The organism is Peribacillus sp. GL_122, assembly GCF_057835005.1.
Map to the genome: position 1 here is coordinate 2,750,010 of NZ_CM174415.1, position 17,633 is coordinate 2,767,642.

The following is a 17,633-nucleotide window of genomic DNA, read 5'->3' on the forward strand; positions in this document are numbered from 1 at the left end:
AAATGAATGAAAATAAAGAGGAAAATGGTTGTAGCGCTTCTGATATATCAATCGCAAAACTAGAGAATTCAAGTTGTTGTTCAAGTAACCATCATTCAGTAGATGGTATTAACCCAGTACCTATTTTAATTCAAAAAAAAAATAATTGTTGTAGCAGTAATTCATCGAAGGAAACCGTTAATGAGCTAGAAAAAATAAGCTGTTGTAGCCCTTCCCCTACAAGTGACAATAAGCAAAAAACTAATGCTTGTTGTAATAGTGAAACAACAGAAGATAAAATTCCCGTGAAAACAAACTGTTGTAATAGTAATGATCCACGGACAAAAGATACAATCTCGAATTCTCTTCCTCCTGGCGAGAAGATGGCATATAGAGTGCATGGAATGGATTGTCCTGCATGTGCAAAAACCATTGAAAAAGGGTTAAGCACATTAAAGGATATAGCTGAAGTAAAGGTTAATTACAGCACAGCGAAAATGCAAGTTGCAGCCAGTAACGCTGATGCCTTTATCCCGATTGAGAGTGAAATCAAAAAACTCGGATTTTCTATTGAACCTTTAAATCAAAATGGTAATATAAAAACATTTGAAATTGAAGGAATGGATTGTGGTAGTTGTGCTAAGAGCATTGAAAACCACTTAAATACCCTTTCATCCGTTAAAAATGTCAGCGTTAATTTCTCGACTGGAAAAATGAAAATCGAACATTCCAATAGTGTTGAAGATATTATGACTGAAGTTTCTAAAATCGGATTTAAAGCTTCCTTACCATCAAACAATCAGTCGATACAGACTCATAAAAATAAAAACGAAAATGGTTTAGTGATCTTATCTGGTGTACTAATAGTTCTTGGCTTTATCGGTTCATTTAATGGAGTTTCTACAATGATGTCCTCAATACTTTACGCCATTGCAATGGTGATAAGTGGGGCTAAGCCAGTTAAAAGTGCATTCTATGGAATAAAAAGTCGTTCACTGGATATGAATGTCCTAATGTCTGTTGCGGCTATTGGAGCTGCTCTAATCGGTGAATGGCTTGAAGGTGCCACCGTTGTTTGGTTATTTGCAATCGGCAATTTACTACAAACAAAATCAATTGAACGAACAAGGAATTCGATTCGTAATCTTATGGATTTAGCTCCCCCTGAAGCTTGGATCTATGTTGGCTCAGAAATCATTAAAAAACCAGTTGAAGAAATAAATGTCGGTGACATTATCTTTGTTAAACCAGGTGATAAAATTCCATTAGACGGTGAAATTATTCAAGGTGAATCAAGTGTAAATCAGGCACCTATTACAGGAGAATCAATTCCTATCGATAAGAATATTGGTGATACAGTATACGCAGGAACTATAAATGAAAATGGTTCTCTTGAGATTAGGGTCACTAAGTTAGTGGAAGATACGACTATATCAAAAATTATTCACTTAGTTGAAGAAGCACAAGAACAAAAAGCACCAACAGAAGCATTTGTAGATAAGTTTGCAAGTATTTATACACCTGTTGTATTTATTTTAGCAATGGCAGTTATGGTTGTACCTTCACTCCTTGGATTTGGCACTTGGGGAGAGTGGTTATATAAAGGACTTGAAATACTAGTTGTAGCTTGTCCTTGTGCTTTAGTCATTTCTACTCCTGTTGCGATCGTATCAGCTATTGGAAACGCCGCAAAGAACGGAATATTAATTAAGGGCGGAACGTTTTTAGAAAAAGCAGGTGCCATCACGGCCATTGCATTTGATAAAACAGGAACTTTAACGGAAGGAAAGCCTAAAGTATCAGAAATTAAGACGATAAACGTATCAGAAGAGACATTACTGTCCATAGCATTAACACTAGAAGGTTTCTCAACACATCCTATTGCAAAATCGATTGTTCGTTACGGCAACGAAAAAGGAATCCAACCTAAAAATGGTGAGTTATACAAAAGTATTGTAGGAAAAGGCGTTCAAGCTACAATTCAAGGAGATATTTTTTACGCAGGTAATCTAAAGCTATTCGAAGAAATGAATGTATATTTAGAGGATATAAAAAAACATATTCATGAAATACAGAACAAAGGGAAAACAGTAGTTATAATAGGGACACAAAATCAAGTTATCGGGATTATTGCTGTTTCTGATACAATACGGGACACTTCAGCATCAGCTTTAGAAGCATTAAAACAAAGTGGAGTTAATCAAACAGTCATGTTGACTGGAGATAATGAAGGAACCGCTAAAATGATTGCTTCAGAAGCGAATGTTAATCGTTATTTCGCAGAATTATTGCCAGAGGATAAAGTAGATGCCATAAAGAAATTACAAAATGAAGGTCATAAGGTGGCAATGGTTGGAGACGGTATTAATGATGCGCCAGCACTTGCAACAGCAGATTTAGGTATCGCTATGGGTGGTGCAGGAACTGATACCGCGATGGAAACAGCTGATATTGTTTTAATGGCTGATAATCTTGATAAATTATCTCATACAATGAAGTTAAGCAAAAAAGCTTTAACGATTATTAAACAAAATATTTGGTTCTCTATCATTATTAAAGTCCTTGCGTTGGTCTTTATCTTCCCAGGTTGGCTTACACTATGGATGGCTGTATTAAGTGATACAGGTGCAGCCTTAATTGTTATTTTAAATGCAATGAGATTGTTAAAATTTAAAGAATAGATATTTATGAGATGTTTCTTGATAAGAAACATCTTATTTTTTTATAATTAGAATTTTTAAGAAAAAACTGCTTTAAAGACAGCTTCGATCTTAAGCTAACAAACCGTTAGCCATCTACAAATCGCACCTTTTTTTTATTAACTATTAGTTGCTTAAACCACAATTTAAATAAAAAAGCCTGTCTATTTAACATAATTGATATGCAAATTTTAATGATTCAAATCCATGATTCGTTCCAACTTGGATTACCAACTCAAAATAAAAAGCTATTCAAAAAAGAACATACGTTCGTTTGTAATCTAAATAAGGAGTGATTTAGATGACCATTTGAAATAGAGGTAATATTAAATGGACCAGTCTGATGCTACCTGAACATATAAAAATGCTACGGCATTATTTTGACGAGGAATATTACGATGAACCCGAACCCGTATTGGATGAACAATACCTGGAAGAGATGAATGATTTAATTGCTGTTTCGATGGAGTTTACTTTTCCGATTTCCTTTACGCTTTACAAAAATAATCGACTGAGTAGCTAAAAGGATTGGTACATTATGTGGATCAAATGAACGGACATTTAAGAGTAATTAATGTGGACGAACGAATACATAGAATACCCTTTTCAACTATTATGGGAGTGAAAAAGAATAAATTATATTTTGTAAAATAATTTACTTTGGTGCAGTAAATTTGATTGTAAAAATAAAAATAAAGAGTATTTAAAAAGAACATAATCGAGAAATTCCAAATATATAATACTTCTTAACAAAGCATCCCCATCTCAGCAAAAAAGGAGATAAAAACAACTATGAAAAAGGTGCATACTTTTAGTTTGTATATCTTTGGTATTCTGTTGCTTTTTTTGCTTTTGTTAATTCTTTTGGAAATTAAAAAATTAGATGAGGGAATTTTCCTTCAAGGCATAGAAGAAAAACTCTTTTATATAAATGAAGGAATACAAGAGATTACTACTGAATAAAAGCATAATTTCCGCAGCACTCCAGAAAAAATATTATCAGCGACAATGGACTGCATGGTTCAGAGGACTAATCAACTTGGTTAGTCCTTATTATTTTCATTTGGTGAGTAACTTTTCTCATCACATATTAGCTGGAATAAAGGTTTACAACCCACACATGGTACCTCATTTAAGTAACAGAATATTATGAGTAAGAGGTGCTACGATGAATAAAATTTTCATCCCTCATGCAATCACCACTTTGACAAGACTCTTCTTCAGTTCAACTGCACTGAATGAATACTTAGCGATGAGAACCGCCCAATTCTACATTGAGGACCTGAAGTTACTACAAGACGTCGAAGCAGTTTCCTTGGCAATAGAAAATAAACAAGCGTTCTCTTTATTGTCTAAATTTTAATTTATTTGACTATAAAGCTGCTGAAGAAATTGAAATCGCACTATCCGTCATTGGTTATACGGAAGCCGAAATGATTGAAATGGTTAAGCAGTTCCCAAGGTAACCATGAATATGGAGGTGTCCATGTGATAAAGTTGCGAATCATTTTAACAATTCCGTACTTGTTATTTGCAATTTTCTTATTCGTGAGAGGATACATTCCAAGTTACTACCTTCTTGTAATAGGGTTCTACGCACTGTTTTGTTCCTTCCTTCTGGACTTTTTGGATAAAAAAGGAAAAATGAGTCTTGGGTATACCCTGTTTCAGGGTATACCTCACCCATTGACCGCCACCTTAAGCCATTCCTATGCAATTATCCTGCACTATAGTTGCATAAAGAAAGAGCTGTCTTAAAGACAGCTCCAATCTTAAACTAACGCACCCTTTAGCCATCCATGAATCGCAAAAATCGGCGATTCACCACAAAGAATGAAAATGGTTAGGAAGTGTCAATACTGATACTGACCTTAATCCAGTCAACCCTAATCCATAGACTAATTAATTAACGCTCTCCCTCTTTTTTTAAACGATTGAGCAGGGTCTTCTTAAGTATTGTCATTTTTCATTTTTAAAAATACTTATTTTCATGCTAGTTGTATAACCATTTATTTTCCAAAGAAAAAGAAATACAGTGATAATAAATATATACAAATGTATACCCAAGAACCCATTATCAAGAAAAAATTAAAACACCCTTTATTTTTTCTATTTAGTATTACATTTAAAATAGCCACTATTACCACTAAAATATATAAAGGTGCTATCGCTAATTTTGAGATAAGTTCTGGAAAGGGCATTTCCATTAATTTGTCATCCACATTATCTCCCACTAACTTAAGTCTTATATTAGCCTAATTATCTAATTCCTTGTTCAACTAACCTGCCCCGATAGTTCCATAAAGAAAAAGCTGCCTTAAAGACAGCTCTGATCTTCAGCTAACGCACCCGTTAGCATTCCTGTAGATCGTTAAATATCAGGTTTGAAAAAAATAGAGCCCCTCAGTAAGATACGAGTATAGAGACCAATCTAACTCAAAGTCTTAAGGAGGAAGCCCTACTATGAATTTTAAAATGCAAAACAAACAAAATCAACTAATTGAGAGAATTACGGATCAACATCTAGTTGTTGGTGTGGATATTGCCCAACACGTACACGTGGCCCGTGCTGTAAACTTTCGGGGCATTGTGGTCGGGAAACCCTTGTCTTTTGAAAATAACGAAGAGGGTTTTACTCGATTACTAAACTGGATCCAGGAACTAAAACAAATGAAAAACTTAGACACAACGATAGTCGGAATGGAACCTACCGGACATTATTGGATAAACCTTTCAAAGTGGCTAGTCAAACAAAACATGGATGTCGTCACCGTCAATCCTCACCATGTCAAAAGAAACAAAGAAAATCGTGATAATACGCAATCCAAAAGTGATAAAAAAGATGCCCTTGTCATCGCTGATATGGTGAAGAATGGCTACTATGCCTTCGTTCGTTCCACTTCAGAATCATTTGAAAAACTTCGTGTCCTTATGGCTAACCGAAATGTGATCGTTAAGCGTCTTGTTAGCTCCATCAACCAAATTAATCGCCGGGTGGATGTTGTCTTTCCCGAGCTCCGGCAAGTGTTTAAAGACGTATCATGTAAAGGGGCAATCGCAACCCTACGCCTCTTTCCTACCCCAGCTGAATTATGTTCCTTACAGCCTCAAGATATCGTAACCGGTTGGAAATCATGTATGAAGCGACATTCCGGGCATAAAAAAGCCCGTTCCCTGCTTGTATTGGCCAAGCGTTCAATTGGTACGAAACAAGCCCTTGATGCGTATAAACTTCACTTGGGACAGTTATTAGAGGAATATGATCTCGCTTCATTCCAACTCGAAAGAGTGACGCAAGAAGTCACAAAAGTCTTGGAACAGATTCCATTCGTTAAGCAAATACTTGCCATTAAAGGAATCAGCGAGATTTCACTAGCGGGAATCTTAGGAGAAGCTGGAGATCTGAGTGGGTTCGCTCACGGGAATGCGCTCCTTCGTCATGGAGGATTGCATCTCGCTGAAGCAAGTTCTGGGAAGTGGAAAGGCCAAATTGTTCTTTCCAAACGTGGAAGATCATGAGTCTGGTGATGAATAACCCTGAGTTTAAAGCCCTACACTCGAATAATGTTAAAGTGAAGAAGATTAAGAAAATGAAATCCATCATGAAACTTTGAACTCGCCCGTGTCCTAGTAGGGATAGCTCGTAATGGCTCTGCCTATAAACCGGAAATGATCTTCCCACTTGAACAACTAGCAGCGTAAATTTACATTCACATTGTTATTTAACGAAAGTTGGCTTATCCGTAGGATTTCAAAGAAAGCACGAAGTACTGGATGTAATGAACAAAAGGGCAATGACCCGTTCCGTTAGCAAAACCCGGCCTTCACCCCTTGGATAGGCATGACGAAGGAATGAAAGGGCATAGGATTATGACCCGTTGAGACATGGGAGGGAAAGCCTCCAGGGGCAGCGTGGAGAATGCGTGCAGTATATGTAATAATATGGGATTTTCAACAGATCCCCTATTTCAATCTGCCCTCATCTTATCAAAACGGTCCTATCTCTTTCGTTCATCTAAAGCAACCTATACCATGTGGTTTGAAATCCTGCGAATAAGCGAGTATTCGTTAGCATTATCTATTAAACTGAGGGAGTTCATTAAGGAAATTTTAAAATCACCTTTTAACATCTCTAAACAACAAAGATGACTGCAAGTCCTGTAAAAGAAGCAATACTTAAAAACAACATCATTCCAAAATCCAGTTCTTTTATCTCTTTAAAATGATCCCGTATCAAATAAATTAAAGGTATTGCAAAAAGTGTTGGAATAACTTTACCTGCCTTACCAAAAATATCAGTAAAAAAAATACTTTCCATTGAACCCATTACTAGACCACTTAAAAGAAACAAATAAAAAAAACATAAGAAAACTCGAATACTAGCACCTCCTACAAATTACCCTACTTTTTCTGTTACCGTTCTTCAACTAACCTGCCCCTTTAGTGCCATAAGAAAAGGTTGCGGCAGCAACCCTTTGTTAAACTATCGACCTTTTAGTTGAAGAATGGTTAATTAAAACTTAATGTTTAATAATTCTTTCATTTCAAGAAGAACTTCAGAATGTTTTTCTTTTGATAAATACATCATTTTCTGTTCTGCTCCATTTGTTTCTTGCTTCTTTCCGTTCGGTTCTTGAAACATAATCCTTCCATCACTAAAAAAATTTATAGTGTATACTTTGTTATCCATGGTTTCCTTATCGGATAAAACAAAAAAATAATTCCCTTTTTTATTTAATTCTTTACTCTTCTCCAATAACTCCTTATTAGGAGGTTGCACAACTTCCATTTTGTTCACTTTTTCTATAAAAGCCTGTATTTCATTAATATCTGTAATGATCTTTGAAGTTGACTGGGAAGTTACCCCGTCCTCATCAACACCTTGCACTAATAAAGTTGTATATTCATCTTCATTAGGTATCTCCAAAATTCCACTTTTCGTTTTTGTAGTTTCTAAACTACAAGCATTTAAGAATATTATCATTAAAATGCACATAGAAAATATCTTGAAAATCCTCAAATTTCATCCCTCCATTTCTTCCTTCTACAATATATGTAAATTGAAAAAGTATCCATATTTAGTGAACTAACCTGCACCGTTAGTTGCATAAGGGTACTTTCTTCTCTAATTTGAATGTATGATTTGTATAAGAATCTTACATTCAAAAGACCACCAATTTGGTGGCCTTCTAAATGAACTAAGACACTCGTTAGTTAATAATGTGTTTAAACTTTAATTGGCTTCAAATGGTAACTTTCTAATGTCGGAAACATCCGTGTGTTCGTAGTTAATCACTTCGAATCCATTCGGTGCAGCCTAGGTCCTTCATAAGGATTATGTTTTATTTGTTTTTCTTTTTTCAATTTCTTTTTTCACCAAAGGAATTACCTTTTCTTTTACTGCCTTTTGTACTTTTGGATCATTTATTAATTTTTTAAATTTGTCTTTCAACATTCATACCTCCGATTTATTAAATTTGGGATTTAACTAATATGGAGTTGTGTCCTAAAAGGAATAAGATTCTGCTATCATATGACAATTGTACTCTAAAGAATACATTGTGTCTTGCAGGAGCCAGACAACCAAATGTGATAGAAACAGATTAATTGGTATACTTTAATTTTATTATTTCGGATATATAACCTTTAATTCATTATGATAAAAATTAAAATAGATAAATTACTAATATCGTAACCCATTACAATGCAAATAAATCCTGGAACGATTTCATGCTGAATCTAAAAAAAAGGTAATTATAGTAAAAAGAAAAAACTCACTTAAAGATAGCTTTCATTTTCAGCTAACACACCTGTTAGTTGTAGAAGGATTTTAAAGCCATGGACTTACGCTCCACTAAAAACTTATAGGGGCTTCTTCACGAGTACAGGTCAGGTATTTTCGGGATACAGCATTAAAATATCCTACATCAATAATTGCTTTTTCTCCTTTATCAGGGCATTGAATATGCGTCAGCTGAAGTGATTCATTGATGATGACCAAGTCTATTGCGTCCAATTCCTTTTTGCAGTACGAACATTTTACAGCTAGTAAGTTTTCTTTTTCCATTAAAGATGCCCCCTTTTGATAAATAGGTATTCTTTATTTCTAGTCGCTAATCCTACCAGTTCACATAACTGTCAAAAATTTCTTTTTCCATAAGTATTCAGCTGGATCTTCATAGCTTGTTCAACTAACCTGTCCAGTTAGTGCCATAAGAAAAAGCCGCCTTAAAGATAGCTCTGATCTTCAGCTAACGCACCCTTTAGTTGAATAAGAATTCATTGTGGCTATTACCAAGAAGATATTACAAAAGCTTCAACCAATCGGCTTCCGTCCATTACTCTCCGATACATTGGAAGAAGCTCTTGAGGACTTCAATCTTTAACTGGAAATAAAAAAAACCCTACTCTTTTCGAAAAGGGTTCTTCTTTTGGTTATGTTTAAAAATAGTGTTGAAAATTAAGCGATTTTTTAAGGAATACTGTGACATATTAATATGAGAATTGCTCGAGAGTTTAAGAAAACGTTTAACCAAACATTACTAAGATGTTTGGTTGGTCATTAAAGCATTCAAATAAAGTAGGAGCATCAATAAAATTAAAACCGAACATTCCTTAGCTAAAGAATGTTCGGTTTCCTAATCCATAAATTTTCTTAAAGTAGCTTTACTATCTAGATGCTTTCCTGATACCTCATACCATAAACAATTCATTATCAAAGCATTTCTGATGTTGTAATTACCTTATATGTACTGGCATGATGCTAAAGAAATCTCTTTTATAATAGAGGTTGTGAAGGAATGTACTTAAAGTAACCAGGCAATTTAGTGTAATAATGCAGTTACCCAACCAGCGTGCGGCTTTTGATTAAACCAGTATATAAACATAATCAATTGCCTCTCAAAATGAAAGAATCTCCAACAGAATGCTGAGGATTCTTAAGATTATTTTTAAAACTTATCCGGAAACTGCTTTATAACTCCCGCAGAGATAGTATCCGCCATTAAGATTATATGTGTGACCCCTTCGTCAATTGAAACGATTCTTCCGTTCCAATTTTTTGCTAAGCTTGTAGATAAATCATTTGTCACTAATTTCAAATGCATATAAAGCAAATTTTTTAGATCTTCATTTTTCAAATAGGGGTTGGCACCGCTAAGGAAAGCTGCTATTTCATCAGCATTTCTATACCATTCTTTGTTTAGCTGTTTCACCAAGACTTCATTTCCGCTTTTAGCCGCATCTACAATCTTTCCCGCAATAACAATATGCTCCTTAAGCAAATCCGTAAGTTTGTTCCCAGCTTTCACTCCGTATACTGGCTTTATAGCATTTCCAATATCCTCCTGATTTTTCAGAAGCCTAGCCAATACCTGTTTTTGATCCTCCGCTCCAGCTGTTGTTGCACTTGTAATGTAATTACTTGTCCACAAAACATGATCAATCCAAAGTTTCCTGAATTCATTTGCGAACTTTACCTCAGATTGACTAACACTTTGTACCTGCGGTTTAGCGTATGCACTGGTTGTTCCAGACACCATGCTTAGAGGAAATAAAAAAATAAATCCCATCAACAATAATTTTTTCATAACACCATCTCCTTCCAAAGTTTAATAACACCTTTTTATTATTGATATATAGGATTTTAATATTCATAATAATGGTTCTACTTCACATGGTCCTATGTAAGCTGTTTTTTATAAGATTAGGTCATTTATCATAGTATTAATACACGGACACTACAACGTCGCAATTTGTGCTTAAAATATGATGAACTAATGTTTAAATTACTTGAAACTTCAAGAATGAGACGCCAAGAAATAGTGGGTGTAATATAGGAGCAAGTTAAATTTGACATAAAAAAGCGCCTTTCTCAGGGGCGCTAAGCTGGTTATTTATAGTTAATAAATTGATTCCCTTTATATAAGACAGTGAATGTTGGTTTTACCCTTTTGATATAGTGCAGGAATCAACGTTACATTCTTTTAAAACATTATCAATCAATGAAAGCTGATCATCAATCATTGATAAGTAGAAAATATGATAGTCATTTATTTGTTCCTTTAACTCCAACAGCAGCGTTTTGTCCCTTAGTACAAGGAAAATCTCTTCTGGATGTAACATATCACTTCTCCTTTTAGGTAAGATATTACCTTTTACCCTAATTATTACAATTATTAACTTTTAAGCGGATGTTTTGTATCATATTTCACAAGGAATATTTAGAGGGAGTTACTAAACTGTCCGAAGACAATAGGTTAGTTAAAAAACCATGCAACTGAGTTTCATAAGGGAGTGGCTGAAGAAGCACAACGATAAGTATAAAGAATATTTATAAAAAAAGGCTGTCGTATATTAGCCTTTAACGTCGAAAATGTCCCCTTCTTACATTGTTGTGTTAGACTTAATATATAAAACCATATTTTCTTGGGTTTTTTTGACTTTTATTAATCACACTTCTATAAGGGAAGGAGTATAAGAAATGGAGAAAATCAGCGTTTTTCTGGATGACTATCGGAAAGCTCCCGATGGCTATGTGTTAGTCGAGACTATTGACGAATGTATAGAGCTATTGCAAAACTTTGATATTGAACACCTCTCTTTGGACCATGATTTATTAAATAAAACTAGGAATGGTTTTATGCTTGTTCAAAAGATGGTCAAAGAAAAACTTTTTGCTAACCGCATCACTATTCACTCTGCCAATTCAGTTGGCGGTAAAGCAATGTATAACTGTTTAAAGCAAGCACAACGGAATTTAACAATGCCCCCTGCCATTATTGTTTCCTTACGCCCCCTGCCCCTCAAATTCTTCCCGTCAAAGGTTCTGCAACATTATATAGATATAAGGTAAACTCTTCTCAATTACATTTCATAGAAGAATTATACGATGCTTTTGAGATCGTATTGCGGAAACGATTTTTTTTGCTTTAATTCAACCTGAAGATGGTACTGTTAATGAGTTTATTGTAATACCATCTCGACAACAGCCGTAATATGTAAAAATTGCTCAGGCTAGAAAAGCATTTTTAAAAATCAATGTATTTTTGAATGATTAAATGCATGCGTAAAACTCGTAAAATACAAAAAAAGCAATTCACATGTAGTGTAATTGCTTTTTTTAATGTATGTTCGAGCTTCATGGTAGTTTATAAGTTAAAGTCTATATATCGCTTTATATTCTACAGCAGAGATTCCATTATTTTGCCCGGTTTACAACAGATATTACTTGTTTTTTACGATTGATAAAATCGTAATAGTGCTTATAATGCAGAGTGTGCCGAGCCACTCGGCAAAACCGAATGTTACATTCAGCCAGAAAACGGATATTAAGGTTGCGGATAATGGCTCAACTGAAGCTAATAAACTTACCTCTGAAGCAGAGATGAATTTTGTACTTTCCAAATAAAAATAAAAAGCAATGATCGTTCCGAAAATGATGATGAATAATACCGCTGAAAATGAAGGTAACGTCCAATTGCCTTCGAATGCCCATGGAGGATGAATCATGCTAAAGCATATGCCCCCAATCAACATGCCCCATCCCACAACAATCATTGAACCCCATCTTGAAAGGAGTTTAGAAGGCTGCAATGTATAGAATGCCAATGCAAAGGCTGATGTTATTCCCCAAAATACTGCCCACCCGGAAATGGAAAGTGTACGTATGCTTCCTCCTGTCACAAGCAAAAAAGTGCCTAAAATCGCTATGATCACAGCTACACTCACAGTAATGCTTGGAAAACGTTTGGAATGAATGGCTAAATAACAAGTGATCAGGGCCGGTGCCAAGTATTGAAGGACTGTGGCAGTGGCTGCGTTGCCATGTTCAATTGCTGCAAAATATGTGTATTGAACAGCGAGCATTCCCAAAATTGCAAAAAGGATAATTTGAAGCGCATCTTTTTTAGTTTTCCAAATCTCAAAAACTTTCAGTCTTTCATTCTTATACGCGACCCCCAATAAGATGATCCCAGAAAGCAACAAGCGTACAACAGTGAGCCACTCTGGACTGAAACCTTGCTGCTGGAATAGATATTGAGCGGCCGTTCCTGATACTCCCCATAACGCAGCGCCAGTCAGTACTAGTGCAATTCCTTTATTTCTTGAAGTTGATATAGCAACTAAAGTATCATTACTCATTTTTTTCTTCCCCACTTTTTACACGTTCCGTATGGGCTTGAATTCTAAAGTAACTTTCTTTCCAATTCTTTTCTATCACCTTAAGCACCATAGTGAGATTTCCATTTCTTAATGCCTGTATGATCTGAACATGTTCATCAATGGAAAGATGAACATCACTTACCTGATTGAAATAAAACAGTTCCATTCGTATAAGCTTTTGTTTGAGTCCTGATAGAATCCGCTTTAATTCATCATTTGTAGAAAGATTGATGTAAATGGAGTGAAAGTCATCATCTTTCTGAACGGCCATTATTTGATTTCCCTCGTCGATTGCTTTTTTCACTTCATGATTGATGGCTTCCATCTCAATTAAGTGTTTTTCTTCAATAAAATCAAAAGCCTGTTCCATAGCCAACTTTTCCAGTGTCCAAACAATGGAATATATGTTTAATACCTCTTCGAATTGAATAGGGGAAACAATAGTTGAACGGCTAGGCTTGGTCTCTACAAATCCCTCATCCTCAAGCCTTAAAAGTGCTTCTCTAATGGGGGTTCTGCTTACTCCCAATTGTTCAGCTAATTCTTTGTCGCGTAATTGTTGGCCTGGCGTTAGGATTCCCTGCACAATCCAATCCCGCAAAATCATGTATGCTTCTTCACGTACAGAAGTACGTTTAATTTTATGTGATGAATTTGAATGCACCAACGGCTTTACCTCCTTGAAATACCAATATATAATATGCAATATATCACATATTGCATGCCGTTGAAATAGAAATAAGAAAGTTTTACCGCTGTATTTTTTAATTGATTTCATAATTGCTCCACCACATGGCGTAAGACTCAGTCGTGATGGTCTCGTCAACGGAGAAAGTAAAAGCCCAAGAATAATAGAATTCAAACATTTACATAATTAGAAACAATGATTTCTAACGAAAGAGGGAACTTTCTTTTCAAACCAAAAAGACAACAATCCCAACCAGAGTGCTGTCTTTTTATTTGAGATTATCCCATCATTAATAAGTTATTCTTTTGCCCTTGGAAAGCGGAAAACTGCTAACCTTTATTTATTTTCTAAAGTATGAACGGTATAAGAAACTTAACTCATTCTTTACGCAATAATATGTTAAATAAAACTTAAATCTTTCCCTCCATTGTCCAATACGATTCCTTTTGCAATCTTCAAGACCCCTTCGGCATCATTGAGATTGACTAATTCAACTGGGGAGTGGGAATATCTGCGCGGTGTTGAAAGAACTCCTACTGGTATCCCTTTATTCGGGGAGTCATTCCATTAGGGTTGGTCATGTCAAAATACCAAAGAAAGACGACTTTAGTCAAACTTCTTCCCTTGCAGCAAAATTTCGATTGCGAATTCCATTCGAATTGTTTCGAATGTTTTCTAAAAAAATGTCTTGAAAATGTCTTGGTGCTGACCGCACTCATTACAGGAATATTCTATTTCTAATGCATCTTCAGTTACTGTATGTACTGTCTCTTTTTTACAAGTTTCACAAAATCTCTTTTCGGATATTTCTTTCATGTATCATTCACACTCCGTTTTCCCATCATTGTTTTGTAGCCTTGTTAATATTATTTTGCGAATATCCTTCAGAAAAAATACCTTTTTCCTAAAGGACATTAAAAAGAAGATAATGAATTCAGAGAAAATGGTACTGGAATAGTTAATTTCACCTCGGATTCCAATACATCAAAGCTGCATGAAACGGATATTCGTATTCGAAAGCTCCTTCTTTTTCCACCACATATTTATTAAGGATCGTTTTTACTTCATCATAGGAAAAATGTTCATCGAGAATTTTTGTTGTATTATCGCGAATCATTTCTTCATAGGTGGAATAGATTTTTTTACTTTTCAATTTAACGATCTTACAGTCCGCCAGTATTCCAAGTTGATACAAAACATTCAAGATGTGTATGTAATCCCGCTTTCTTAAATTGATCGTATATCCTCGTTGCTTCAATTCCATATAATGAGGTTTTTCTGGGCCGGTTGTCATACCTACAATCACTAACCGGGCTGCAGAATCATTCATTTTTAATAAGGTTTGACCGATTTCTGTCATACGGTAATAACAATTAAAACCAAATACTACATCATATCTGTCTCTTTTAGTATCACTTTCCCACTTATCATGAATCAATTCCATGTTTTCGAAACCTTTTTCGTTCGCCTGGGATTCCAAAAAATTGATAATGCTTTTGGAACTATCTATACAAGTTAGCTTCCTGACTTCTTTTGCAATATCGAATGTATAATTGCCCCATCCAGGGCCGATTTCCAAAACATGATCATCCTGTTTTAATAATGCCAATAACTCTTGCTGCACATGTTTTGCATAAGGATCCGCTTTATGTTGTTTTTTCTCTGCCACCTTGGAAGACCAAAAATCTTCTTCTGCTGCATCATCTTTTAGCCTGTTAGGTATCTTCCCTGTATGATCTGCCATTGCCTGTTTCCAAAGTTCAATATAATCAAAATTATCGGTTTTCATCCGCACGCTCCTCAAATTATATAATTTATGTATAATAATTTTTTCTTAAACTATTCTTACCCCATAGTTGCAACAGAAAAAGAGCTGCAAATCAGCCCCTGATAATGAACAAAGCCTTTTTATATTATAATCTCTCAACATATTAGAATTGGTCATACTCAACTACTTGCAGCGTTTTGTCCAAAGACTCACTGCTTTAGGGCTTTCTATTTCTCTATTTTATAGGTACTCTTTTTAATAATACAATAAGATTATCAATAAAGTTTTGTTAACATTAATCGAAAAGGGGAATGCTGACGTTTCATCCGCTTCTCCCCTTCTATATATCTTATAAAAGGTTTACACGTTTTTAAAATGCTGTTGGATATAAGAATTCACTTTATCAGGCACTTCGATTTGGATAAAATGCCCGGCATTTTGAATAATGTGAACCTGTGCATGTGGGAAACCTTCTTTCTGGAGCTTGTAGGCAAATTCAAAAGGTATATAAGGATCCATCTCTCCCCAAATTATTGTGACAGGTATTTTGATCTGATTTAGTTTTTGATTGTACGATTTTACCTTTTCTATATTTCCGGAACGGTATAGATCTAAGATGACTTTACAAGATTCGGGTGTTCTAAAGACACGAAAGAAGTCTTCCAGAATTTCGTCAACTATGCTCGGAATCGTTTTCTTCAATTCAGTTTGAGCTTGGGGATCATCTGACATGCGTTTCATTATTTTCTCTCCGGCATATGGTGTTCTCCAAATCTGAGCAAGTGAGTGCCACTTATAATCTACTGATATGGTTGTATTTGAAACAAAGAGACTTAGTATTCTCGCTGGATGATCACATGCCCATTTCAGTCCAATAAGTCCGCCCCAGTCATGTACAATAAGGTGGAATTTATCTAGTTTTAGTTCCCTTGTAAAATCCGATACAAACTGTTCATATCTTTCCCATGTTGAGGATTCATCAAACTGTTCACTTTGGCCGAATCCAGGGAGGTCCGGTGCAATGGTTCTAAATCCACAAGACACAATGCATGGAATCATTTCCTTCCACAAAAGGCTGGACTCAGGTACCCCGTGCAATAAAAGAACTGGGGGATCATTAACATTGCCTTTCTCGATATAAGATACCATCTTTCCATTTATTATCATTTTTTTCTTTTCCACTTTTATCTACCTCCTGTATAGAGTATTTTGAAACCTTATTAGCATTAAGCCAGGTGATAGTTCCTGGCTAGAATGGGGATTTCTTTAGAATAGACTATGGATAAAATAACTATATAGAGAGTTTAAATGGAATTACTATCAAATTCCCTCTCTCATTTCTATGTTAGTTTGCTATTTAATGCTTGTGTTTTTAGATTTTTATCCAAAGTTTATTCAAAAATGGATTTATCGTGGATATGGACTCCTTCAATTCTTTGTCCGAAATTTATTCGCTTCCATCTCTACCCTATATAACATCAAACAGCACAACAAAAAAAGGTAAAGCCACAAAAAGGCCTTACCTCTGAAGTGATTAAAACCTTTATTACTCTAAAGGTATCAAAGTTAATTGATCAATCCACTTAAATTGTACTTCCGCTCTATAATGCATGATCTAATCATTACGGGTGTTTCATCTAGTTCATTTGAATCCGTAAATGATTCAAAGTTTCTAACCCAATCTTTTCTAGGTTTTAGGTAGGTTCCTTTATTGTAATTTAGACATCTGTGGACTTTTGCTGAGTGAAAAAAAATATGAAGATGATAATGGGAATGGCTATTAGAAAGGCATTGTTTCTCGAACTTTTAATTGTAGGAATATCTGTTAATGACATTTTTACTCATTCCCTTTTAATGTAGTTAATAATTCTGGTGGTACGTTATAGTGCTTCTTTACAATCGTATTAAAAAAATTATAATCTTCAATTGGCAATGCCGGAACAACTTCAGGATAACCAAAAATAGGACCGGAAACATTAATTGAGAAATCACCTGACGAAATAAATATTCCAGTCACATGTATGGCATCATTGATTAATAATATAGCTATAATGATGTCCAATATATCGATAAAAAGATTTCCCACTTGCGAGTGGTCCTTCCCTTCTAAACGATGGCCCCCAAAAAGGGGCCCACCTAATGAGAGACTAAATCTGCCTGCTCTTACAAAAACGCCAATGATTGTGATTTGTCCAGTTAATAATAGGATGGCTGTTGTAATTTCGAGATTACGCTGAAAGGAGTGAATTACTTTTTTTTCTGAATTATCTACACAGGTTTCAATCAATATCACCACTCCCCATGTAGGCATTTTATTCATATAAACGGGCAAACG

General features: G+C 35.1%; 16 protein-coding genes and 1 pseudogene. 6 read left to right on the top strand and 11 right to left on the bottom strand.

What is annotated here, in order from left to right:
* The first annotated feature begins 2 nt into the window (after positions 1-2).
* The 5 genes and pseudogenes from AC3ISB_RS13265 (at position 3) to AC3ISB_RS13285 (ending at position 6,380) form a co-directional block, all read left to right on the top strand.
* Positions 3-2,660 carry a heavy metal translocating P-type ATPase gene (locus tag AC3ISB_RS13265; protein WP_480339087.1) on the top strand — a complete coding sequence of 886 codons (2,658 nt, stop codon included), beginning with the start codon at positions 3-5 and terminating at the stop codon, positions 2,658-2,660.
* Positions 2,661-3,021: 361 nt separating this feature from the next.
* A complete protein-coding gene (locus AC3ISB_RS13270; protein WP_489276735.1) occupies positions 3,022-3,201 on the top strand; it encodes a YolD-like family protein in 180 nt (59 codons plus the stop codon).
* Positions 3,202-3,470: 269 nt separating this feature from the next.
* Complete coding sequence (locus tag AC3ISB_RS13275; protein WP_480339067.1) at positions 3,471-3,641, top strand: hypothetical protein; 171 nt, start codon at positions 3,471-3,473, stop codon at positions 3,639-3,641.
* A gap of 205 nt (positions 3,642-3,846) precedes the next feature.
* Positions 3,847-4,041 carry a hypothetical protein gene (locus tag AC3ISB_RS13280; protein WP_480339068.1) on the top strand — a complete coding sequence of 65 codons (195 nt, stop codon included), beginning with the start codon at positions 3,847-3,849 and terminating at the stop codon, positions 4,039-4,041.
* Positions 4,042-5,141: 1,100 nt separating this feature from the next.
* Positions 5,142-6,380 (top strand): annotated as a pseudogene (locus tag AC3ISB_RS13285) (IS110 family RNA-guided transposase).
* Between the two features lie 430 nt (positions 6,381-6,810).
* Here the strand turns inward: AC3ISB_RS13285 and AC3ISB_RS13290 are convergent.
* From AC3ISB_RS13290 to AC3ISB_RS13310, 5 genes are all read right to left on the bottom strand, one after another.
* Positions 6,811-7,005: a hypothetical protein gene (locus AC3ISB_RS13290; RefSeq protein ID WP_098372359.1), complete on the bottom strand. Its 195-nt coding sequence runs from the start codon at positions 7,003-7,005 to the stop codon at positions 6,811-6,813.
* A 186-nt stretch (positions 7,006-7,191) separates the two neighbouring features.
* Complete coding sequence (locus AC3ISB_RS13295; RefSeq protein WP_480340325.1) at positions 7,192-7,698, bottom strand: hypothetical protein; 507 nt, start codon at positions 7,696-7,698, stop codon at positions 7,192-7,194.
* An 834-nt stretch (positions 7,699-8,532) separates the two neighbouring features.
* The gene (locus AC3ISB_RS13300; RefSeq protein ID WP_489276738.1) at positions 8,533-8,745 is read right to left on the bottom strand and encodes a hypothetical protein; all 213 of its coding nucleotides are present in this window, start codon (positions 8,743-8,745) and stop codon (positions 8,533-8,535) included.
* Between the two features lie 883 nt (positions 8,746-9,628).
* A complete protein-coding gene (locus AC3ISB_RS13305; protein WP_489276740.1) occupies positions 9,629-10,267 on the bottom strand; it encodes a glycosyltransferase in 639 nt (212 codons plus the stop codon).
* Between the two features lie 355 nt (positions 10,268-10,622).
* On the bottom strand, positions 10,623-10,802 hold the full coding sequence (locus AC3ISB_RS13310) for a hypothetical protein (protein ID WP_480340327.1): 180 nt from the start codon (positions 10,800-10,802) through the stop codon (positions 10,623-10,625).
* 358 nt (positions 10,803-11,160) lie between these two features.
* On the opposite strand from AC3ISB_RS13310, the gene AC3ISB_RS13315 reads away from it, so the two are divergent.
* Complete coding sequence (locus AC3ISB_RS13315; protein ID WP_098372364.1) at positions 11,161-11,532, top strand: cyclic-phosphate processing receiver domain-containing protein; 372 nt, start codon at positions 11,161-11,163, stop codon at positions 11,530-11,532.
* A gap of 371 nt (positions 11,533-11,903) precedes the next feature.
* Here the strand turns inward: AC3ISB_RS13315 and AC3ISB_RS13320 are convergent, their stop codons facing one another.
* The 6 genes from AC3ISB_RS13320 to AC3ISB_RS13345 form a co-directional block, all read right to left on the bottom strand.
* Positions 11,904-12,821 (bottom strand): DMT family transporter, encoded by a 918-nt coding sequence (locus AC3ISB_RS13320; RefSeq protein ID WP_098372365.1) that lies wholly within the window; start codon positions 12,819-12,821, stop codon positions 11,904-11,906.
* The gene (locus AC3ISB_RS13325) at positions 12,814-13,506 is read right to left on the bottom strand and encodes a GntR family transcriptional regulator (RefSeq protein WP_489276925.1); all 693 of its coding nucleotides are present in this window, start codon (positions 13,504-13,506) and stop codon (positions 12,814-12,816) included. The genes AC3ISB_RS13320 and AC3ISB_RS13325 overlap by 8 nt, the downstream gene beginning before the upstream one ends.
* A 423-nt stretch (positions 13,507-13,929) precedes the next feature.
* Positions 13,930-14,073: a hypothetical protein gene (locus AC3ISB_RS13330; RefSeq protein ID WP_286177145.1), complete on the bottom strand. Its 144-nt coding sequence runs from the start codon at positions 14,071-14,073 to the stop codon at positions 13,930-13,932.
* 421 nt (positions 14,074-14,494) lie between these two features.
* On the bottom strand, positions 14,495-15,319 hold the full coding sequence (locus AC3ISB_RS13335; RefSeq protein WP_489276744.1) for a class I SAM-dependent methyltransferase: 825 nt from the start codon (positions 15,317-15,319) through the stop codon (positions 14,495-14,497).
* 339 nt (positions 15,320-15,658) lie between these two features.
* Complete coding sequence (locus tag AC3ISB_RS13340) at positions 15,659-16,480, bottom strand: alpha/beta fold hydrolase (RefSeq protein ID WP_480340329.1); 822 nt, start codon at positions 16,478-16,480, stop codon at positions 15,659-15,661.
* Between the two features lie 655 nt (positions 16,481-17,135).
* Entirely contained in the window at positions 17,136-17,591 is a 456-nt protein-coding gene (locus AC3ISB_RS13345; protein WP_397429082.1) for a hypothetical protein, read from the bottom strand.
* Positions 17,592-17,633: the final 42 nt, after the last annotated feature.